The following is a 21,148-nucleotide window of genomic DNA, read 5'->3' as shown; positions in this document are numbered from 1 at the left end:
GAAGACGATGCAGGACCGGGGCACCGCTGTGCCCTCAGGAGTGCCCGCCGACGCGGGCATCGACATCGGCGGCACCAAGATCGCCGCGCTCATCGTCGACGAGCGGGGCACCGTGCTGGCCCGGGGGAGCGCCCCGGCACCGGCGCGGGAGGGCGGTGCGGCGATGGCGGATGCCGCAGCGGCTCTCGTGACCGGGCTCGCCGCCGAGGCCGGGGTCTCGCTGCGTGCCGCCGGCGTGGGTGCCGCCGGCGTCGTCGATCACGCGACGGGCACGATCCGGGCGGCATCCGAGATGTTCGTCGACTGGGTGGGCTTCCCTCTCGGCGACGAGCTGTCCGACCGCCTGGGCGTGCCGGTTCGGATCGAGAACGACGTCAATGCGTTCCTGCTCGGCGAGGCGGCGGGACGCGCCGACCGGGATGTGCTCGGTGTGATGCTGGGCACGGGCGTCGGCGGTGCGCTCATCGTCGACGGCGATCTCAGACACGGCCCGCACGGCGCGGCCGGCGAGATCGGGCACACTCCCGGGTACAGCGACCTGCGCTGCACGTGCGGCCAGACCGGCCACCTGGAGACCCTGGCATCCGGGACCTCGATCGGGGCGCGATACGGCGAGCGCACCGGCGACGTGCTGAACTCCTCCGGCGTCGCGGAGCGCGCCAGGGCGGGCGACGCCGACGCGATCGCCGTCTTCCGCGACGCGGGCCGTGCACTGGCGCTCGCCTGCGCGAGCGCGGCGACGCTGCTCGACATCCCGCTCGCGATCGTCGGCGGCGGAGTCGCCCACGCCTGGGATCTGCTCGCGCCCGCCGTCGACGAGGCGCTGCGCACGGATGCCCCCATCACCGGGATCCCGCTGCGCGTGATCCCCGCGGAGAAGGGCGGCGATGCCGTCGCCCTCGGCGCGATCGAGTCCGCACGGCGCGCACGCGCCGTCGTCGCATACTGAAACCCGAGTCGTACAGGAGGACACATGACCGAGCGTCCGGACGCGAGCCAGATCTGGATGGGGCCGCTGCCCCCCGTCTCCGAAGGAGGACTCACCGCACCGAGGATCGGCATCGCCGGCATCTCGATCGAGTCCAGCACGTTCTCGCCGCACGTCTCCGGCGACGAGGCGTTCACGATCCGCACGGGTGACGATCTGATCGGGTACTACCCGTTCCTCGACGCCGGCCGGGAGCTGCGCGAGGCGGCCCGGTGGGTGCCGATCTTCCACGGACGCTCCCTGCCCGGCGGCGCCGTCGCACCCGAGACATACCGACGGATGAAGGATGCGATCGTCACCGGCATCCGTGACGCGATCCGGGACGGCGGGGGCTTCGACGGCTTCTTCTTCGACATCCACGGCGCGATGAGCGTGATCGGGATGCAGGACGCCGAGGGCGATCTTGCGCGTGCGGTGCGCGCCGAGCTCGGTCCGGACACGCTGATCACCACGTCGATGGATCTGCACGGCAACGTCTCCGAGCTGCTGCGCGACGAGGTGGACCTGCTGACGTGCTACCGCATGGCGCCCCACGAGGACTGGATGAACACCAAGGAGCGCGCGGTGTGGAACCTGCTGGACAGGCTTCGGGGACCGCACGGCGCGGACCCGCTGCAGCGTCGTCCGTACAAGGCCTGGGTGCCAGTGCCGGTGCTGCTCCCCGGCGAGAAGACCAGCACCCGGCTGGAGCCGGCGCGCGGGATATACGCCGAGCTGCCCGGCATCGAGGCGATGGAGGGCGTCGTGGACGCCTCGGTGTGGATCGGCTATGCGTGGGCGGACGAGCCGCGCTGCCAGGCCTACGTCGTCGTCACCGGCGACGACCGACGGCTGATCGCCGCAGAGGCCGAGCGGATCGCCCGGATGTTCTGGGAGGCCCGCGAGGACTTCGTCTTCGTGGCCGAGACCGCGTCGCTCGACGGTGCCCTGCAGAAGGCGCTCGCACCGGACGCCGCGCATCCCTACCTGATCTCCGACTCCGGCGACAACCCGACCGCCGGTGGCGCGGGGGATGTCACCTGGACACTCGGCCGGCTGCTCGCCCGCTCGGAGCTGACCGACGGCAGCCGGACCACTCTCGTCGCGTCGATCTTCGACGCGGAGGCAGTGGCCGCCGCTGAGAGCGCCGGCGTGGGTTCGACGGTCACGCTCGAAGCCGGTGCGCGGGTCGACGACGGCCCGAGCGGGCCGGCGCGGATCACCGGCACGGTCTTCTCGATCACCGAGGGCGACCCGGATGCCGGCACCCAGGCGGTCATCGCCGTCGGCGGCCTGCACGCCATCATCACCTCGCGCCGGAAGCCGTTCCATCACCTGGACGACTTCCGGATGCTCGGCCTCGATCCCGAAGCCGCCGACATCGTCGTGGTGAAGATCGGCTACCTCGAGCCGGAGCTCTACGACCTGGCCGCGGACTGGACCCTGGCGCTCACGCCGGGTGGTGTCGACCAGGACCTGCTGCGCCTGGGTCACAGCCACCTCCAGCCCGGCGTCTACCCGTTCGACACCACAGGCACCCCGGCGCTGACCGCCGTGGTGGGCCGCCGCCGAGAGGACACCACCGCATGCTGAACTTCGAGATGCGCACCGGACCCGACTTCGGATCCGCAGCGCCGCAGTATCCGACCAACGGCGTCCCGGACTGGTACCGCGACGCGAAGCTCGGCTTCTTCGTGCACTGGGGCCTGTACTCGGTGCCCGCCTGGGCCGTGCAGCACGGCGAGGGCGTGAACATCCCGACCGAGGACGCGTACGCCTGGCACCAGTACGCCGAGTGGTACGGCAACACCGTGAGGATCGAGGGCAGTCCGACCTGGCGGAGGCATCAGGAGCTGTACGGCCCCGGAACCTCGTACGAGGACCTCGCCGATCGCTGGGACGCCTCGGCGTTCGACGCCGACGCCTTCGTCGGAGAACTGGTCGGTGCGGGCGCGAAGTACGTGATCCCCACCACGAAGCATCACGAGGGCTTCTGCCTGTGGGAGACCGCGACGACGGGCTTCAACGCCGCCGCGCGCGGGCCCAGGCGCGATCTCATCCGCGAGTTCCACGACGCCACCCGTCGTGCCGGCGCACGCTTCGGGGTCTACTTCTCCGGCGCGCTGGACTGGCATGTCAGCGACTTCCCGCCGATCGAGTCCGACACCGATCTGTTCCGCTTCCGCCGCAACGACGAGCACTTCTCCCGCTACGCCGCCGCACAGCTGGAGGAGCTGGTGGAGCGCTTCTCGCCCGATGTGCTCTGGAACGACATCGAGTGGCCGGACGGCGGCAAGGGCGACGACGACTACGCCGTCGCCGCGCTGCTGAGGCGCTACTTCGACGCGGTTCCGCAGGGGGTTGTGAACGACCGCTGGGGTGTGCCGTACCACGGCTTCCTCACGCGCGAGTACCGGAACATCCCCGACATCCTCGAGCACCCCTGGGAGTCGACGCGCGGCCTCGGGTACTCGTTCGGCTTCAACCAGGCGGAGGACGACCGGCACTCGCTCTCGGGCGACGAGCTGATCAGGATGCTCGTCGACGTGGTCTCGAAGAACGGCAACCTGCTGATCAACGTGGGGCCCGCCGCCGACGGCACGATACCCGCGCTGCAGCTGGCGGCCATGCGGGCGATGGGCGCCTGGCTGGGCGAGAACGGCGACGCGATCTACGGCACCCGCCCGTGGATCCGCTTCGGCGAGCCGCTCGCACCGGTGCGGTACACCTCGTCGGCTGCCGGCGTGCACGTGCATGCGCTCGACCCGTCGACCGGTGAGGTCGCCCTGCCCGCCGAACTCGCCGGACGCGACATCCGCTGGGCCGACGGCTCGGCCGCCCGGAAGGCGTCGCACCCGGACGGCACCGTGACGCTGAGCATCCCCGAGGGGCTGCGCGGCGCGGCCGTCGCCGTGGCGACAGCCGGATGACCGCGCCCGCGAAGCGCTCGCATCCGTTGCGGCTCGAGATCGCGGTGCAGGATGCGGCGGGCGCGCGCACGGCGTTCGCCATGGGCGCCGACCGCGTCGAACTGTGCCAGGCCCTCGCCGAGACCGGCGGTCTCACCCCGTCGGCGGCCGCCGTGGATGCGGTGCTCGAGGCCGCGCGGCGCGCGGACCGTGTCGCGGTGCTGGTGCGTCCGCGACCGGGCGGCTTCGTGTACGACACGGACGAGATCGCCCTGATCGCCGCCGATGTCCGTGAGCTCGTGCGCCGCGGCGCCGGAGCGGTCGTCGTCGGTGCACTGGATGCCGGGGGACGGATCGACGTCGAGGCCCTCTCCCGCTGGACGGATGCCGCGGACGGTGCCGATGTCGTGTTCCACCGGGCCATCGACACGCTGTCGGCGCCGGAAGCCACCATTGATCAGCTCGCCGAGCTCGGGATCCGGCGGGTGCTGACCAGCGGTGGAGCCCCGCGCAGCATCGACGGGCTGCCGACGATCTCGGCGCTCGCGCGCCGGGCGGCCGGCCGCGTGCAGATCATGTCCGGCGGGGGAGTGCGGGTCGACGACATCCCCGCGCTCGTCGGGGCGGGCGTCGATGCCGTGCATCTGTCCGCCCGTCGTCCCTCCGGGGACCGCGCGCCGAGCGGGCCCGGTGGGGGCGACTCGGGGTTCGATGTGACCGACGAGACCATCGTGGCCGCCGCGCGCGCAGCACTCGATCGCGCGAACTCCGCGTCATGACAGAGGGGTGAGGCCGCTCCCGGCATCCGGGAACGGCCTCACGCGGGCAAGGCGACGACTACTGCGCCGGAGCCTCTTCCTCGATCTCGATCGGTGCGTCGGCAGGATCGGCCCACACCGGGGCGGGGAGCTCGGTGTCCGTGGCGCCGTCGCGGATCGCGCGCAGAGCCGTGACGATGTCGGCGGAGTTCTCCGGCACGGCCATCCCGCACTTCCTCAGCTCGGAGGCGAACTCCAGCGTGAGGCGAGGCTTGCCCGCCTCGATGGCCTCGGCGGTCGTGCCGGTGCGGATGTCGCTGCCCGTCTGCACGTCGGAGACCTGATCGCACACGTGGTAGACCTTGCCGCCGTCCACCCAGACCACCTGATCCTCGCCGAGGATCTGGATCACGGTGGACTGGTCGGCGGTGTACTGCTCGACCGACGCAGGAGCGAAGTCGATGCCGATGACGGCGGCGAGCACGGCGAGCACGATGCCCACGATGCCGGCGGTGGCCTTCTGACCCTTGTCCATGTCCTTGTTCAGGAAGATCATGATCACCAGCGGCAGGAACGCGACGATCGCGATGATCGCACCGAGCTGGTTCTGCACGAAGAACCGCAGCTTGTCCGACTTCGGGGCGGGATCCAGGCGGTTCGCCTTCTTCCACAGCACCGACCCGGTGATCGACAGCGCGGCGATCACGACGAGCAGCACGAGCAGTGCGATGAACGCCCACTGGGGGAAGATCGCGGTGACGCCCTGCTCGGTGAGCAGGCCGGTGTCGGGATCACGCGTGAACGTGCCCTCCTCACCGACGTACACGCGCTGACGCAGCAGCCAGAAGATGCCGACGGCCTCGCCGACGATCGCGAAGAACCACAGCACGGCGGCGATCCAGCGGAAGGTCGTGGCCTTCTTCTTCGCCTCGGGTGTGGGCTTCCAGCCCGGTGCCGTCGCAGCGGTGGTCTCCGGCGCTGCGGACTTCTTCTCGTTCTCCGCCACGATGTTCCCCTCCTGGACGCTCACTGAACGCCCCGAGCCTACTGGCGACCGGAAACCGATCGCTACGCTGGGAGGATGACATCCGACCCCGATGACGACGCTCTGAGCTGGGACGGCGACTCCGAGGCGGAGCGCCCCACGCTGCCGAAGGGCTGGCATGCGGTCGGCCGGGGAAGCGACGGGGTCGATTCCGCAGCGGTGGCGGACCAGGTCGCGGAGGCTCCCCCTTCGGAGGATGCCGCGGCTGCGGCATCCGCTCCTGAGGTCGACGAGGAGCTCGAGGGTCTCTCGACGGGGATGCTGCTGGCGCTCGGCGCCATCGGCGGCGTCTACCTGCTGTACACCGTCGGGTGGCTGATCGGCGGACTGCGGATGCAGGCCGGTGCGCTGTTCCTCATCCCGAGCGTGATGTACACCGCGACACTGGTGATCGCGGTGGCCGCACCCGCCCTGTGGTTCGCCGCGTCGTGGACGCTCACGCGCGGAGCGCGCAGCTGGGTGCGGCTTCTGGCGCTGATCGCCGGTGTCGTGCTTCTGGTGCCGTGGCCGTTCGTGATGTCAGGAGGGATGGCCGCATGAACACCGCCGAGAAAACAGCCGGGAACACGCCCTCGCGCTTCCGCTCCGTCCTGTCCGGTTTCGTCACCGGTGTCGCGGGCCTCGCCTACGCGTATCTGATCTGGAACGCCATCGCCTTCCTCATCTCGGTGGCGCCGTTCGGCCTGCAGGCCATGGACTGGGTGGCGCTGCTGTTCGCCGCCGTGCTCCCCGCCCTGGTCTTCACCGCCGCCATCGTGCTCGCGCGCCGCCGCTCGCTGTGGCAGTACGCGATCGTCCTGCTCGCCGGGCTCGGCCTGGCGGCGGTGTTCTGGCTCAACGTGCTGTCGTACATGATGCGCAGCATCGCGCTGAGCTGAGTCTCCCGGCGTCATACGGACAGGAGCACCCCTCGCGCTCGGGTATCGTTGTCGTCGATCGCGCCCCCGACGGCGTGCGGCGCATCGGCTCTCTCCCGCCTGTCGTGCTGCCCCGAAGGATCCACTGTGCCGAACAACTCCGCGCCGAAGCCCGTCGTGCTGATCGCCGAGATCTCTCTCCTGCCACGATCGAGGCCCTCGGGCCCGATTTCGACGTCCGCGACGTCGACGGCACCGACCGCGAGGCGCTGTTCGCCGCCCTCGCCGACGCCGATGCGGTGCTGGTCCGCTCGGCCACGAAGATCGATTCAGAGGCGCTCTCGCACGCCCCGAAGCTCAAGGTGGTCGCCCGTGCCGGCGTCGGCCTGGACAACGTCGACATCAAGGCGGCCACGGCCGCCGGCGTCATGGTCGTCAATGCGCCCACCTCGAACATCGTCTCCGCGGCCGAGCTCACCGTCGGCCACATCCTCAGCCTCGCCCGGCACATCCCTGCAGCGCACGCCTCGCTCGCCGCCGGTGCGTGGAAGCGCTCCAGCTTCACCGGCACCGAACTGCTCGAGAAGACGGTCGGCATCGTGGGCCTCGGCCGCATCGGCGCGCTGATCGCCGCACGCCTGAGCGGCTTCGACGTGCGCCTGATCGCGTACGACCCCTACGTCACCAGCGCTCGCGCGCAGCAGCTCGGCGTGCAGCTCGTCTCGCTCGACGAGCTGCTGGCCGAAGCCGACTTCCTCACCATCCACATGCCGAAGACGCCGGAGACCACCGGGATGATCGGCACCGAGCAGCTCAAGGCGATGAAGTCGTCGGCCTACGTCGTCAACGTCGCCCGCGGTGGCCTGATCGATGAGGAGGCGCTGCTCGCAGCCCTGCAGACCGGTGAGATCGCCGGCGCCGGCCTCGACGTGTTCACCTCCGAGCCGCCTGCCGAGGGAAGCACCGCACGCGCGCTCACCGAGCTGCCGAACGTGGTCGTCACCCCGCATCTCGGCGCCAGCACCGAGGAGGCGCAGGAGAAGGCCGGAGTCTCGGTGGCGCGCTCGGTGCGGCTCGCGCTCGGTGGCGACCTGGTGCCCGACGCGGTCAACGTCGCCGGCGGCGTGATCGACCCGTACGTGCGCCCCGGGATCCCGCTGGTCGAGAAGCTGGGTCAGGTCTTCTCCGGCCTCGCGCAGGCGCCGCTCACCAGCCTCGACGTCGAGGTGCACGGCGAGCTGAACGACTACGACGTGAGCGTGCTCAAGCTGGCCGCGCTGAAGGGCGTGTTCGCCAACATCGTCAGCGAGACCGTGTCGTACGTGAACGCACCGCTGCTGGCCGAGCAGCGCGGCGTCGCAGTGCGGCTGCTGCAGGACGACGTGAGCGACGAGTACCGCAACGTGATCACGCTGCGCGGCGCGCTGTCCGATGGGTCGCAGCTGTCGGTGTCCGGCACGCTCACAGGACCGAAGCAGGTCGAGAAGCTCGTCGGCATCAACGACCACGCCCTCGAGTTGCCGATCGAGCAGCACCACGTCGTGATGCTCTACACCGACCGGCCCGGCATCGTGGCCGTGTACGGCCAGAAGTTCGGTGAGGCCGGCGTGAACATCGCCGGCATGCAGATCGCCCGCCGCGCCGCCGGGGATCAGGCGCTCAGCGTGCTGACCCTGGACTCCCCGGTGGGCGACGAGCTGCTCGACGAGATCCGTGACGCGATCGACGCCGATCTGTTCCGCCAGCTCGAGATCACCGCGCTCTGATCCTTCGTCGAACGGCCCGTCCTCGTGCGAGGACGAGCCGTTCGACGTTCCACCGGGGACGAAGTTCTGCGAGAATCTGGCGGGCTGTCGATTTCCAGAGATGCTCCACGTCGTATCGGTGTTCGACACCTCAGCGGGCCGCCGGTCCGCCCGACGAAGGAGTGACGATGTCCGACGAGTACATGATCATCATCCGCGAGCCGGAGTGGGACTACTCCGGCAGTTCGCCGGCGCAGCTCGAGGCCGATCTGGCGGGGCACAAGGCGTTCCAGGCCGCGGTCGCGGCCGCGGGCCAGCGCATCACCGCCGGCGTGCCGCTGCGGGCCCAGGCCGAAGCGTTCCGCATCACGCCCGCCGCCGACGGCCCGGTCTTCACCGACGGTCCGTTCGGCGAGACCCGCGAGGTCGTCACCGGGTTCTACGTGTTCACCGCCGACTCGGCTGAACAGGCGCGTGAACTCGCCACGCTGGTGCCCACCGGCGGCTGGCTCGACGTGCATCCGGTGCTCGACATGACCGCCGTCCGCCCCGCGTCGTCCTGACACCATGACGGATCGCATCGAGGAGGCGTTCCGCGCAGATGCGGGGCGCATCCTCGGTGCCGTGACCGCGTACACCGGCGACCTGCAGCTCGCCGAGGACGCCGTGCAGGAGGGTTTCCTGCGCGCGGTCGCGCAGGAGCGATCGGGCACCGTGCTCGCCAACCCTGCAGCGTGGATCACCACGGCTGCGCGGCGTGCTGCCGTCGACATGATCCGCCGGGAGCGCACGGCGGCGAAGGCGCTGCCGGCTCTCGCCGCCGACACGGCCATGGTGACCGCCGGATGCCGGCGGAGTTCTCCTTCACCGGCGACGAGCGCCTGGAGCTGATCCTCACCGTGTGCCATCCGGATCTCGCGGAGGAGACCCGGCTCGCGCTGGCGCTGCGCTTCGCCTGCGGGATCGGCACCCGCGAGGTCGCGGCCCTGCTGCTGGTGTCGGAGCCGACGATGGCGGCACGGCTCACCAGAGCGAAGAAGCGGCTGCACGACTCCGGCGTGCGCTTCGCCATGACGGATGGCGCGCAGGTTCGCTCACGGCTCCCGGACGCGCTCTCGGTGATCTCGCTCCTGTACACCACCGGATATGCGGCGCCGACGGGCGAGGACGGGCGCCGGCTGTGCACGGATGCCGTGGAGCTGGCGCGCGACGCGCTGCGGATCGCCGGAGACGACTCCGAAGCTCGAGGGCTGGTCGCCCTGCTGGTGCTCACCGAGGCTCGGCATCCGGCTCGCGTGGATCCGGCGGGGGAGCTGGTGGTCCTCGCCGAGGCGGACCGCGGTCTCTGGGATCGTGCTCTCATCGCCGAGGGGGAGGCGCTCGCCACGGAGGCGCTCAACGGCGGAACCGGTCGCTTCGCCCTGCAGGCGGGTATCGCGGGGGTGCACGCGATCGCGACCGACTGGAACGGCACCGACTGGTCGGCGATCGCCCGGCTCTACGACGGTCTGGTCGCGCAGTGGCCGTCGCCCTCGGCACGGCTGGCCAGGATCGTGGCGCGCGGATATGCGGACGGCATCGGCGCGGCCGGTGCGAGACTAGAGCTGGATGCCGACGAGGAGCTGTTCCGCGGGTCGCTCGCCGCACAGGCGTTCGCGGTGCGCGCCGAGCTCGGTCTGCGCGCCGGAGACGATGCCGGGGCACGGCGCGATCTGCACGAGGCGATCGGGCGCGTCGCCGATCCCGCCGTGCGACGACACCTCGAGCGGCGACTGGGGGAGTCCGGCGGTTAGCGGGTCGCCGTCAGGACGCGACTCCACGCGGCTCGACCGACCGGGGAGTCGATGCGCTGAGGGCGGCCAGCAGCCCCAGATCGGCGGCGGAGCCGGATCCGGCGGGTGCGCTGTAGATCATCATCGTCATATCCGGATCGTCGGGAGCGCGCATGGCGATGTAGTCGAGCTCGAGCTCTCCGACCTGCGGGTGACGGAACCGCTTGCGACCGCGAGATCTCGCGCGGACGTTCTGATCCGCCCACATGCGCCGGAAATCGCTGCTCGCCAGGGAGAGCTGTCCGACGAGCCTCTCCAGCCGCGGATCATCGGGGTGGCGGCCGGCGTCGTAGCGCAGGTTGGCGACGGTGTCGCGTGCCTTGATCTCCCAGTCGGGGTACAGGTCTCGCGACCCCTCGTCCAGAAAGACCAGACGTGCCATGTTGCGCTCTTCGTCGGGAAGCGCGGGGAAGTCGGCGATCAGCAGTCGAGACAGGTCATTCCAGGCGAGGATGTCCAGACGGCGGCCCACGATGTACGCGGGAACCGCGCCGAGGGCGTCGAGGGCCTGCCACGTCTCAGGCCCGACGTGCTGGGGCCGATCCAGACGCTTTCGTGCAACCACCGGTTCCGCCAGATTGTTCAGGTGTGCTCGTTCATCAGCGTCGAGCTGCAGCGCGCGGGCGACGGCGTCGAGGACGCCGGGGACACGTTTCGGGCACGGCCCTGTTCCAAGCGCGTGTAGTAGTCGACGCTGACCCCGGCCAGGAGGGCGAGTTCTTCGCGTCGCAGCCCGGGTACCCGGCGCCGGCCGCCGAAGTCGACGGCGCCGGCGTCGTCGGGCTGCAGCCGCGCGCGGCGGCTCTTGAGAAACTCACTCAGCTGTAGGGCGCGATCCATACGCACAGTATCCATCAGCCGCCGGCGGTCCTGCCTGGCCCTGGTGGTCCTAGGCAGGATCAACCGCGGTTCATCAGGGCACTGGGCGCATCCGTCGCCCGCCGACACGATGGGTCGAGTCGCTGAATGACGCGGCATCCATCCACTGAACGAACGAGGAGTCATCCATGTCGAACACGCTTTCCATCATCGCCAGCTTCGTCGCAAAGCCGGGACACGAGGAGCGGCTGCGCGTCGAACTGGCCGCGATGATCGAGCCCTCGCTGGCCGAGGAGGGATGCCTGGCCTATCACCCGTACGTGGACTCGACCCGGTCGGACCGGATGCTCATCGTGGAGGAGTGGATCGACGCGGAAGCGCTGGAGTACCACTTCAGCCTGCCGCACTTCACCCGGGTGGCCGCAGCCCTGGACGAGATCCTCGCCGAACCGTTCACCCTGCGCCGCCTGACCGATGTCCGCGACTAGGAGGTCGCCCTGAGCACGAGCGCGATGAGCGCCTGCATCCGCTCCTCATCGGGGATCAGGCGCTCTCCGCCGTCGCTGCCGAGTGCATTGTTGAAGTACAGCCCGTCGCTGAGCATCATCACCAGGTCGAGCGCGGCGTCGTCTCGCACGTGCGGGGCGATCGCCGCGGCCCATCGCCGGCGCACCCCGTTCAGGGCCGCCGAGGCGGGGGCGTGCCCGCCCTGTGCGAGCCGGGAGGTCGCGATGAGCGCGCGGTCGAGCGGATCGTCGACCGTCACGGAGGTGCGCAGATAGTACGACACGGCCCCGTCCGGTGCGTCCGTCATGCGCCGCAGATCGGCGTCGACGAGGTCCGAGAGCCGTGCGAGCAGCCCGGTGGCGAGGTCCTCCTTCGAGGCGTAGTGGTACAGCAGCCCGCCCTTCGAAACGCCCGCGGCCCTGGCTGTGGCGTCGAGGGTCGCGGCGCGCTCGCCCTCCTCGATGAGAAGTCGCTCGTACGCGTCGAGGACGCCCTCCTTGGCTCGGGGCGGGCGGGACATGCGGACTCCTCTGCTCGACGGGCGCTGCTCAGTGGATGCTCAGAAGCACTCCCATTACTATACCAACCAGACGGTATAGTTATCTGATAATCCGCGACAAGGAGAAGTGACAGCATGACCACCACCGCATCGATCCCCGTGCAGGAGACCGACGGCCCCCGCGCCGGAGCGCGCGGCTGGTGGGCGCTCATCGTGCTCATGCTCCCGGTGCTTCTCGTCTCGGTGGACAACACGGTGCTGAGCTTCGCGCTGCCCGAGATCTCGCTCGCGCTCGCGCCGAGCGGCGCGGAGCAGCTTTGGATCATCGACGTGTATCCGCTCGTGCTCGCCGGACTGCTGGTGACGATGGGCACGCTGGGCGACAGGTTCGGCCGGCGCCGGATGCTGCTCATCGGCGCCACCGGCTTCGCTGCGGTGTCTGCGCTTGCCGCCTTCGCACCCACGGCGCTCACCCTGATAGGGGCTCGCGCGCTGCTCGGCTTCTTCGGCGCGATGCTGATGCCGTCGACGCTGTCGCTGCTGCGCTCGATCTTCACCAACCGGGACCAGCGCCGCATGGCCATCGCGGTGTGGGCTTCGGCCTTCTCGGCGGGATCCGCGCTCGGTCCCATCGTCGGCGGCTTCCTGCTCGAGCACTTCTGGTGGGGGTCGGTCTTCCTCATTGCGGTGCCGGTGCTGATCCCGCTGCTGATCTGCGCGCCGCTGCTGGTGCCCGAGAGTCGCGACCCGAACCCGGGGCGCATCGACCCGATCAGCATCCTGCTCTCGATCGCGGCGATGACCCCGCTCGTCTACGCGATCACCTCGTTCGCGGTCGAGGGGCCCACGTGGGCCGCCGGAGCGTTCGCCGTGCTCGGCATCCTGATGGGCGCGCTGTTCGTGCGACGTCAGCTGCGCGCCGACATCCCCATGCTCGACATGGCGCTGTTCCGTCGCGGTTCGTTCTCGGGAGCCATCCTGGTGAACCTGCTCAGCGTCGTCGCGCTGGTCGGCTTCCTCTACTACGTGTCGCAGCATCTGCAGCTGGTGCTGGGGCTGACGCCGATGGTCGCCGGGTTCGCCCTGGTTCCGGGCATGGCCGCGATGATCGTGTCGGGTCTGGCGATCGTGCCGGTGTCGCGCCGCATCTCGCCGCACATCCTCATCCCTGCGGCGCTGATGTTCTCGGTGCTCGGATACCTGCTGGTCGCGTTCACCAGCGGGTCGATCGCCGCTCTCGTGCTGTCGTTCGTCTCGCTCGGGATCGGGATCGGCGCGGCCGAGACCATCTCGAACGAGCTGATCCTCGCCAGCGCACCGCCCGAGAAGGCGGGAGCGGCCAGCGCGGTCTCCGAGACGGCCTACGAGCTGGGTGCGGTGCTCGGCACGGCGATCCTCGGTGGCATCATCACCGCCTTCTACCGCGGCGCCCTGGTGCTGCCGCAGGGCCTGGATGCCGGAGCGGCGGATGCCGCGCGCGAGACGCTGGCCGGGGCGTACTCCGTGTCGCACGGGCTCGGCGAGCCCGCCGCCACCCAGGTCTGGGAAGCCGCGACCGCAGCGTTCGGCTCCGGCGTGGGTGTGACCTCGCTGATCGGCGCAGGACTCGTCGTTCTCGCGGCCGTCATCGCGGCGACTACGCTGAAAACACGCACCCGCTCCTGAGGCGTGGCGGGGCGGTCCCCGAGCAAGGAGTGTCATGTCGCGTGTCGTGAAGCTGGCCGTCATCCCCGGTGACGGCATCGGACCCGAGGTCATCGCCGAGGCTGAGAAGGCGCTCGACGCCGTCACCGCCGGCGGCGAGACGACGTTCGAGAAGACCCGCTTCTCGCTCGGCGCCGCTCGCTACCTCGAGACCGGGGACACCCTCACCAATGACGACCTCGACGCGATCCGCTCGCACGATGCCATCCTGCTCGGAGCGGTCGGCGGTCAGCCCGGCGACCCGCGGCTCAAGGACGCGAACATCGAGCGCGGTCTGCTGCTGAAGCTGCGCTTCGAGCTCGACCACTACGTCAACCTGCGGCCGTCCAAGCTGTTCGCCGGGGCGCCAGGGCCGCTGGCCGACCCCGGTGAGGTCGACTTCGTCGTCGTGCGTGAGGGCACCGAGGGTCCGTACGTGGGCAACGGCGGCGGCATCCGTCGCGGCACGCCGCACGAGGTGGCGAACGAGACCAGCGTGAACACCGCGTACGGCGTCGAGCGTGTGGTGCGCTACGCCTTCGAGCTCGCCGAGCGGCGCGACAACCGGCTCACCCTGGTGCACAAGACCAACGTGCTCGTGAACGCCGGCGCTCTGTGGAAGCGCGTCGTCGACGAAGTGGCGCAGGAGCACCCCGGCGTGGCCGTAGACTATCTGCACGTCGACGCGGCCACGATCTTCCTGGCCACCAACCCCTCGCGCTTCGATGTGATCGTCACCGACAACCTCTTCGGGGACATCCTCACGGATCTGGCCGGCGCCGTCACCGGTGGCATCGGACTCGCAGCCTCGGGCAACATCAACCCCTCCGGCGCCTTCCCCTCGATGTTCGAGCCCGTGCACGGCTCGGCTCCCGACATCGCGGGCCAGCAGAAGGCGGATCCGACCGCCGCCATCCTCTCCGTCGCACTGCTGCTCGACCACCTCGGGCTGAGCGACGAGGCCGCCCGCGTGCAGCAGGCGGTCGAGCAGGACATCGCCGAGCGGGATGCCTCGCGCACGACCGCGCAGATCGGCGACGCGATCATCGCCCGGCTCCGGGCGTAATCTGGGTTCCGGCGCACAACTCGCCAGTATTTCGACCTGTCAGGACAGCACATCATGACCATCGGACTTCCCCTCCAGGCTCCCTCTCCCTCCGGCCTCGTGTGGCAGGTGACCCGCAACGAGAGCGCCCGCTCCGACTCCGAGCGCGAGGAGATCCTGCGCGCCCCCGGATTCGGCGTGCACTTCACCGACCACATGGTCGACCTGTGCTGGTCCGAGAAGGGTGGCTGGCATCGTCCCCGCGTGCAGCCCTACGGTCCGATTCCGCTCGACCCCGCCGCAGCTGTGCTGCACTACTCGCAGGAGATCTTCGAGGGCCTCAAGGCGTATCGTCACGCCGACGGCTCGGTGTGGACGTTCCGTCCCGACCGCAACGCCGCACGCCTGCAGCGCTCGGCGCGCCGGCTCGCCCTGCCGGAACTGCCCGAAGAACTGTTCATCGAGTCGCTCAAGCAGCTCGTCGCGGTGGACTCGTCGTGGGTGCCGAGCAACCCCGAGGAGAGCCTGTACCTGCGTCCGTTCATGTTCGCCAAGGAGGCGTTCCTGGGCGTGCGGGCCGCGAAGAAGGTCGGCTACTACCTGATCGCGAGCCCGGCAGGCGCATACTTCCCGGGCGGTGTGCAGCCGGTGAACATCTGGCTCTCGACCGACTACGCCCGCGCCGGACACGGCGGCACCGGCGCGGCCAAGACCGGCGGCAACTACGCGTCGAGTCTCCTTCCACAGGAGCAGGCGTACGCCAAGGGATGCCAGCAGGTGCTGTTCCTGGACGGCGAGTACATCGAGGAGCTCGGCGGCATGAACCTCGTGCTCGTCACACGGGACGGCAGGCTGCTGACGCCGGAGTCGGAGTCGATCCTCGAGGGCATCACGCTCGACTCGATCCTGCAGCTCGCGAAGGACCGCGGTCTGACCGTGGAGCAGCGCCGCATCTCGATCGACGAGTGGCGCGACGGTGCGGCCTCCGGCGAGATCATCGGCGCCTTCGCCTGCGGCACCGCCGCCGTGGTCGTGCCGATCGGCAAGCTGATGGCGGCCGACTTCGAGATCGTGCACGAGGGCCCCGAGTCGACGGAGCTCGCGATGTCGCTGCGCGAGGAGCTCACCGACATCCAGTACGGCCGCCGAGAGGATCCGCACGGCTGGCTCGTCCGCCTGGACGCCTGACATCACCCCCGGTCGTTGAGCGAGCGACGAAGGAGCGAGACGAAACGCTATCAGGCCGCCTGAAGACGTTTCGTCTCGCTCCGCTCGCTCAACGACCGCGTGGTCGGGTGACTAGGCTGGGCGGGTGAAGATCGCACGTTTCAGCCATGAGGGCGCCATCCGGTTCGGCATCGTGGACGACGGGGATCTCGTCGTCCTGGAGGGCGATCCGATGTTCGCGGGATACGAACCGACGGGGGAGCGGGTGCCCTTGGCGGATGCCGCTCTGCTGGCGCCGGTGATCCCGCGCTCGAAGGTCCTCTGCGTCGGACGCAACTACCACGACCATGCCGCCGAGTTCGGCAACGTCGCCCCGGAGGAGCCTCTGCTGTTCCTCAAGCCGAACACCGCGGTGATCGGCCCGGGCGACGCCATCGTGCGCCCGGTGGCCCTCTCCGATCGCATCGAGTTCGAGGGAGAACTGGTCGCCGTGATCGGCCGCATCGCGAAGAACGTCAGCGCCGAGAACGCTCTCGATCACGTGTTCGGCTACACCGTCGGCAACGACGTCACCGCACGCGATCTGCAGCGCAAGGACGGGCAATGGACGCGGGGCAAGGGCTTCGACACCTTCGCCCCGCTCGGCCCGGTCATCGAGACCGAGTTCGACGCCGCCACGGCGAGCATCGAGACCCGCGTCAACGGCGAGGTGCGCCAGCAGGCGCCGCTGTCGGACATGATCCACTCCGTCGCCGACATCATCGCCTACGCCTCCGCCGTGTTCACGCTGCTCCCCGGCGACGTCATCATGACCGGCACCCCTGCCGGCGTCGGCCCGATCGTCGCGGGCGACACCGTCGAGGTCGAGGTGGCCGGCATCGGCACACTCCGCAATCCCGTGCGCGACGCCTCGTGACGACACTCCGGCTCGCGAACGGGGACCTGGAGCGCATCCAGCGCCGCACCGTCGGCATCCTTGCCCTCGGACAGGTGCTCGGCGGCATCGCCTTCGGTGCCACGGTGTCGCTCGGGGCGCTGCTCGCGGCCGACCTCTCCGGCGACGATGCGCTGTCGGGCCTGGCGACCGCATCGGTCACGCTCGGCGCCGCTGCCGCGGCCATCCCGCTCGCCCGGTTCGCGGCCCGGTTCGGGCGGCGGCTGTCTCTCACCGCCGGCAACCTGTTGGCGCTGGTCGGCGTGAGCATCGTCATCACCGTCGGCATCCGTGCGCAGCTTTCCGGTCCTCCTCGCCGGCGTCATCCTCATCGGCATGGGCAACGCAGGCAACCTGCAGTCCCGGTTCGCCGCGACCGACCTCGCCTCGGCGCAGCACCGCGGCCGCGACCTGTCGGTGGTGGTCTGGTCGACGACGGTCGGCGGGGTCGCCGGGCCGTTCCTGCTCACTCCCGGCGAAGTGGTCGGACAGGCGCTCGGGATGCCGCATCTCACCGGCTCGTACGTCTTCTCGCTGATCGCGCAGGCTCTGGCCCTGGTGCTGTACCTGGCCGCCCTGCGGCCCGACCCCCTGCTGCTCGCGCTGCGGATCGCGCGGGACGAGGGCGCGGCGGCGGTGCTCGGCGCCGCGGTCGATCGCCCCGTCGCCGCGCGCTACGCGATCTTCGCCGTCTCCGGCTCCCACGCGGTGATGGCGTCGGTCATGGCGATGACCCCGATCCACCTCTCGCACATGGCGCACGGGATGCACGGGATGGAGACCACCGAGACCGACGTCACCACGCTGGTCGGACTGACGATCGGCCTGCACGTGGCGGGCATGTACGGGCTCTCGCCCGTGTTCGGCATCCTCTCGGACCGCTGGGGCCGCATCCGCGTGGTGCTGCTCGGACAGGCGCTGCTGACCGCGTCGCTGCTGACCGCGATCTTCGCCGGCGAGAACCCGGCCGGCGTCATGGCCGCGCTCATCCTGCTCGGGCTCGGCTGGAGCGCTGCGACGGTCGCCGGTGCCGCGCTGCTGACCGAGTCGTCGACCACGCTGCAGCGTCCGCGCCGCCAGGGCATCAGCGACTCGTTGATGAGTCTGACCGCCGCGGTGGGCGCGGCGCTGGCCGGAGTGGTGCTGACGAACTTCGGGTACGGCGGCCTCGGCGCCACCGCCCTCGTGATCGTCATCGCGATCACCGCGCTCTCGCCGCTCGCACGCAGCGGCCGTGACCGCGTCGTCGTCCCGTCCTAGGCCGACTGGAGCGGCGCGCCGTTCACCGCCGAGAGCGAGTCGCACGTCTCGGTGTGGCGGAAGGATGCCGCGTTCTGACGCGCCGGGGAGGGGCATCCGCTCTCGGTAGAATCGAAGGGCTATGGCTACTCCTGATCCCCGCACCACCACCGCAACCGGAGCCGACGTCCGTGTGCGCTTCTGCCCGTCGCCGACCGGTCTGCCGCACGTCGGCCTGATCCGCACGGCCCTGTTCAACTGGGCGTACGCGCGGCACAACGGCGGCAAGCTCGTGTTCCGCATCGAGGACACCGATGCGGCGCGCGACAGCGAGGAGAGCTACCAGCAGCTGCTCGATGCGCTGCGCTGGCTCGAGATCGACTGGGACGAGGGCGTCGAGGTGGGCGGCCCGAACGGCCCGTACCGTCAGTCACAGCGGCATGAGGTCTACCGTGAGGTGCTCGACAAGCTCGTCGCGGCCGGCCTGGTGTACGAGAGCTTCTCGACGGCGGAGGAGATCGACGCCCGCAACGAGGCCGCCGGCCGCGCGAAGCAGCTCGGCTACGACAACTTCGACCGCGACCTCACCGACGAGCAGAAGGCCGCGTTCCGCGCCGAGGGGCGTCAGCCCGCGCTGCGTCTGCGCGTGCCCGACCATGACCTCACCTACGTCGATCTGATCCGCGGCGAGGTGACCTTCCCGGCCGGCTCGTTCCCCGACTACGTGATCGTGCGACCGAACGGCGTGCCGCTGTACACGTTCGTGAACCCCGTCGATGACGCGCTGATGGGCATCACGCATGTACTGCGCGGTGAGGATCTCATGCCGTCGACCGCGCGCCAGCTGGCACTGTACGCCGCGCTCATCGACGCCGGAGTGACCACGTTCGTCCCGCGCTTCGGCCACATGCCGCTGGTGCTCGGCGAGACGGGCAACAAGAAGCTGTCCAAGCGCGACCCGAAGGCCGACCTGTTCCTGCACCGCTCCAGCGGCATGATCCCCGAGGGCCTGCTGAACTACCTGGCGCTGCTGGGCTGGTCGATCGGCCCTGACCGCGACGTGTTCTCGCGCGACGAGATGGTCGCCGCGTTCGACATCGAGGACGTCAACCCGAACCCGGCCCGCTTCGATCAGAAGAAGGCCGTGTCGATCAACGGCGACCACATCCGCATGCTCGAGCCGAAGGACTTCGCCGAGCGTCTGCTGCCGTACCTGGCCGCGGCCGACGTGTTCGGCGGAGCCGAGCCCACGCACGAGCAGATCGTGCTCGCCTTCCGCGCGGCGCCGCTCGTGCAGGAGCGGATGCAGCTGCTGGGCGAGGCGCCCGGCATGCTCGGCTTCCTGTTCGCCGACGAGGTCTCGTATGAGGACGACGCTCTGAAGGGGCTTCCCGCGAACGCTGCCGAGGTGCTGCAGGCATCCGTCTCCGCTCTCGAGCCGCTCGAGGAGTTCACCCCCGACGTCATCCAGGAGGCGCTGTCCTCCGCGCTCATCGACGGTCTCGAGCTGAAGCCGCGCGTGGCCTACGGGCCGCCGCGCGTCGCGATCACCGGTCGCCGCGTCTCGCCGCCGCTGTTCGAGTCGATGGAGCTGCTCGGCAAGGACGAGTCGCTGCGCCGGCTGCGGGCGCTGGGGGACAAGCTCGCGGGCTGATCCGCGTCCCGGTCGCCCCGCGAGCGATGGTCCGCCCCGCGAGCGGTGGCCGTTGAGCGAGCGATGGTCGCCCCGCGAGCGGTGGTCGTTGAGCGAGCGGAGCGAGACGAAACGCAGAGACGAAACGCAGAGACGAAACGCAGAGACGAAACGCGTCACGCAAGCGGGAGAGGGGAGGACTGTGGCTGATGTCGCGACCTCGGCGTCCGACACGGACGTGATCCTCGGCGACCTCGGCGTGCTGCTGCTGGATTGCGGCACGTCGGTCACCGACGTGCGCGGCACGCTCGAGCAGGTGAGCCGACGCACCCTGCCGGACTCGCCGGTCGAGTTCGCGATCCTGCCCGAGATGGTGATGGTGAGCCGCCCCGGCGCGGCGTCGGCGACGACGACCGTGATCGGCAAGGGCGCTGCGCTGACCTTCCGCCAGTCGGCGAAGGCCAGCAGGCTGGTGCGCGAGCTCGAGTCGGGCGCCCTGCCGCTGAGCGCCGCACCGGCCCGGATGGCGGCGATCAGGGCGACGCCGGCGGCGGAGGCCCGGACTGCAGAGCCTGATCGGCTGCGGACTGCTCTCGGGCGCCCTCGCCGCGCTGTTCCGCTGTCCGTGGTGGGCGATCGTGCTCGCGCTGGTCGTGGGGCTGCTGGTGGGAGGGCTGACCCTGCTCATGATGCGCGTGCGCGCCGCGGCCGCCGTCGCGCCTTTCGTCTCGGCTTTCATCTCGACGATCCTGGTCGGGACTGCCGCGAATGCACTCGACCTGTCGCCGGTGCCACTGTTCGCCGTGTGCGCGCCGATCGCCATCCTGGTGCCCGGCGCGCTGATGACCAACGCGCTGCTCGAGCTCACCTCGACCGACATCGTGACCGGGGCGTCGCGGCTGATGTACGGCCTGATCATGCTCGCCTTCATGGCAGCCGGGGTCTACGCGGGAGCCAGGCTGACCGGAATGCACATCGACTCGGCATCCGCCGCACTCGTCGGCGACGCGGTGCAGCTGACCAACGACCACGGTGGATGGCAGGCGCTGCCACCGCTCTGGGCGGCCTGGTTCGCGGTGATCGTGCTCGCGATCGGCATCGGCCTCGCGTTCGGTTCGGGATTCCGCCTGACGGTGGTGTGCGTCGTGGTGATGACCGGGACCTACGCCGTGCTCGCGCTGCTGAGCCCGATGATGGGCAATGTGGTGGCGACCGGGGTCGCCGGCGCCCTGCTCTTCGTGGCCGCGCGTGTGCTGGAGCGCGTCACTCTCGCGGTGCCGGCGACGGTGTCGTTCCAGCCCGCGTTCCTGCTGCTCGTGCCGGGCACGATCGGCCTCGTCTCGCTGGCGAGCTTCGATCCTCAGGCAGTGGCCACCGCGCTGATGATGTTCCTCAGCCTGAGCATCGGCACCAAGGTCGGTGCTCTGCTGGCGGACCTCGCCCGGATCACCCGTTCGACGGTGCTGCTGCGCTGGGTGCGGCCGGCCCGCATGGGCGAGATGTGACGGG

The 21,148-nt window shown here is 70.2% G+C and carries 19 protein-coding genes and 3 pseudogenes; 18 read left to right on the top strand and 4 right to left on the bottom strand.

Annotation, left to right across the window (positions count from 1 at the left end; translation table 11 throughout):
- Positions 1–7 precede the first annotated feature (7 nt).
- From L2X99_RS06795 to L2X99_RS06780, 4 genes are read left to right on the top strand one after another with little or no spacing between them, the layout of a single operon-like run.
- Positions 8–949 carry an ROK family protein gene (locus L2X99_RS06795; RefSeq protein ID WP_236126888.1) on the top strand — a complete coding sequence of 314 codons (942 nt, stop codon included), beginning with the start codon at positions 8–10 and terminating at the stop codon, positions 947–949.
- Positions 950–973: 24 nt separating this feature from the next.
- The gene (locus L2X99_RS06790) at positions 974–2,560 is read left to right on the top strand and encodes a M81 family metallopeptidase (protein WP_236135788.1); all 1,587 of its coding nucleotides are present in this window, start codon (positions 974–976) and stop codon (positions 2,558–2,560) included.
- The gene (locus tag L2X99_RS06785) at positions 2,554–3,897 is read left to right on the top strand and encodes an alpha-L-fucosidase (RefSeq protein WP_236124471.1); all 1,344 of its coding nucleotides are present in this window, start codon (positions 2,554–2,556) and stop codon (positions 3,895–3,897) included. The genes L2X99_RS06790 and L2X99_RS06785 overlap by 7 nt, the downstream gene beginning before the upstream one ends.
- Complete coding sequence (locus L2X99_RS06780; RefSeq protein WP_236135787.1) at positions 3,894–4,655, top strand: copper homeostasis protein CutC; 762 nt, start codon at positions 3,894–3,896, stop codon at positions 4,653–4,655. The genes L2X99_RS06785 and L2X99_RS06780 overlap by 4 nt, the downstream gene beginning before the upstream one ends.
- 58 nt (positions 4,656–4,713) lie before the next feature.
- Here the strand turns inward: L2X99_RS06780 and L2X99_RS06775 are convergent, their stop codons facing one another.
- Positions 4,714–5,640, bottom strand: a complete 927-nt coding sequence (locus tag L2X99_RS06775) for a hypothetical protein (protein ID WP_236135786.1) — start codon at positions 5,638–5,640, stop codon at positions 4,714–4,716.
- A 75-nt stretch (positions 5,641–5,715) separates the two neighbouring features.
- Here L2X99_RS06775 and L2X99_RS06770 point away from each other — a divergent pair, with 75 nt between their 5' ends.
- The 6 genes and pseudogenes from L2X99_RS06770 (at position 5,716) to L2X99_RS06745 (ending at position 10,074) form a co-directional block, all read left to right on the top strand.
- A complete protein-coding gene (locus L2X99_RS06770; protein ID WP_236124473.1) occupies positions 5,716–6,219 on the top strand; it encodes a hypothetical protein in 504 nt (167 codons plus the stop codon).
- Entirely contained in the window at positions 6,216–6,557 is a 342-nt protein-coding gene (locus L2X99_RS06765; RefSeq protein WP_236124474.1) for a hypothetical protein, read from the top strand. The genes L2X99_RS06770 and L2X99_RS06765 overlap by 4 nt, the downstream gene beginning before the upstream one ends.
- A gap of 126 nt (positions 6,558–6,683) precedes the next feature.
- A pseudogene (serA, locus tag L2X99_RS06760) lies at positions 6,684–8,302 on the top strand (phosphoglycerate dehydrogenase).
- Between the two features lie 167 nt (positions 8,303–8,469).
- Positions 8,470–8,844 carry a YciI family protein gene (locus tag L2X99_RS06755; protein WP_236124475.1) on the top strand — a complete coding sequence of 125 codons (375 nt, stop codon included), beginning with the start codon at positions 8,470–8,472 and terminating at the stop codon, positions 8,842–8,844.
- 4 nt (positions 8,845–8,848) lie between these two features.
- Complete coding sequence (locus L2X99_RS06750) at positions 8,849–9,172, top strand: RNA polymerase sigma factor (protein WP_236135785.1); 324 nt, start codon at positions 8,849–8,851, stop codon at positions 9,170–9,172.
- Positions 9,127–10,074, top strand: coding sequence for an RNA polymerase sigma factor (locus tag L2X99_RS06745; RefSeq protein WP_236135784.1), 948 nt, complete (start codon positions 9,127–9,129; stop codon positions 10,072–10,074). Before L2X99_RS06750 ends, L2X99_RS06745 begins: the two co-directional genes overlap by 46 nt.
- Before the next feature lie 10 nt (positions 10,075–10,084).
- Here L2X99_RS06745 and L2X99_RS06740 read toward each other — a convergent pair whose 3' ends face one another.
- Entirely contained in the window at positions 10,085–10,678 is a 594-nt protein-coding gene (locus tag L2X99_RS06740) for an MmyB family transcriptional regulator (protein WP_329608140.1), read from the bottom strand.
- Positions 10,679–10,695: 17 nt separating this feature from the next.
- On the bottom strand, positions 10,696–10,953 hold the full coding sequence (locus L2X99_RS18230) for a helix-turn-helix transcriptional regulator (RefSeq protein ID WP_329608139.1): 258 nt from the start codon (positions 10,951–10,953) through the stop codon (positions 10,696–10,698).
- A 167-nt stretch (positions 10,954–11,120) separates the two neighbouring features.
- On the opposite strand from L2X99_RS18230, the gene L2X99_RS06735 reads away from it, so the two are divergent.
- On the top strand, positions 11,121–11,420 hold the full coding sequence (locus L2X99_RS06735) for a putative quinol monooxygenase (RefSeq protein ID WP_236124477.1): 300 nt from the start codon (positions 11,121–11,123) through the stop codon (positions 11,418–11,420).
- Here the strand turns inward: L2X99_RS06735 and L2X99_RS06730 are convergent.
- On the bottom strand, positions 11,417–11,959 hold the full coding sequence (locus L2X99_RS06730; protein WP_236124478.1) for a TetR/AcrR family transcriptional regulator: 543 nt from the start codon (positions 11,957–11,959) through the stop codon (positions 11,417–11,419). The genes L2X99_RS06735 and L2X99_RS06730 overlap by 4 nt on opposite strands.
- Positions 11,960–12,073: 114 nt before the next feature.
- Between L2X99_RS06730 and L2X99_RS06725 the strand changes: the two genes are divergently transcribed.
- The 7 genes and pseudogenes from L2X99_RS06725 to L2X99_RS06695 all read left to right on the top strand — a co-directional run.
- Entirely contained in the window at positions 12,074–13,603 is a 1,530-nt protein-coding gene (locus L2X99_RS06725; RefSeq protein WP_236124479.1) for an MFS transporter, read from the top strand.
- Between the two features lie 34 nt (positions 13,604–13,637).
- Complete coding sequence (locus L2X99_RS06720; RefSeq protein ID WP_236124480.1) at positions 13,638–14,687, top strand: 3-isopropylmalate dehydrogenase; 1,050 nt, start codon at positions 13,638–13,640, stop codon at positions 14,685–14,687.
- A gap of 54 nt (positions 14,688–14,741) precedes the next feature.
- On the top strand, positions 14,742–15,854 hold the full coding sequence (locus L2X99_RS06715; protein WP_236124481.1) for a branched-chain amino acid aminotransferase: 1,113 nt from the start codon (positions 14,742–14,744) through the stop codon (positions 15,852–15,854).
- A 124-nt stretch (positions 15,855–15,978) separates the two neighbouring features.
- Positions 15,979–16,749, top strand: coding sequence for a fumarylacetoacetate hydrolase family protein (locus tag L2X99_RS06710; protein ID WP_236124482.1), 771 nt, complete (start codon positions 15,979–15,981; stop codon positions 16,747–16,749).
- Positions 16,746–18,027: pseudogene (locus L2X99_RS06705) on the top strand (MFS transporter). Before L2X99_RS06710 ends, L2X99_RS06705 begins: the two are co-directional and overlap by 4 nt.
- Before the next feature lie 121 nt (positions 18,028–18,148).
- Positions 18,149–19,660 carry a glutamate--tRNA ligase gene (gene gltX, locus L2X99_RS06700; protein WP_236135783.1) on the top strand — a complete coding sequence of 504 codons (1,512 nt, stop codon included), beginning with the start codon at positions 18,149–18,151 and terminating at the stop codon, positions 19,658–19,660.
- Positions 19,661–20,196: 536 nt separating this feature from the next.
- A pseudogene (locus L2X99_RS06695) lies at positions 20,197–21,144 on the top strand (threonine/serine exporter family protein); the annotation flags it as partial.
- Positions 21,145–21,148 lie beyond the last annotated feature (4 nt).

It is taken from the genome of Microbacterium sp. KUDC0406 (genome assembly GCF_021582875.1).
GTDB lineage: Bacteria > Actinomycetota > Actinomycetes > Actinomycetales > Microbacteriaceae > Microbacterium.
This window is presented reverse-complemented; position numbering and strand designations above follow the sequence as displayed.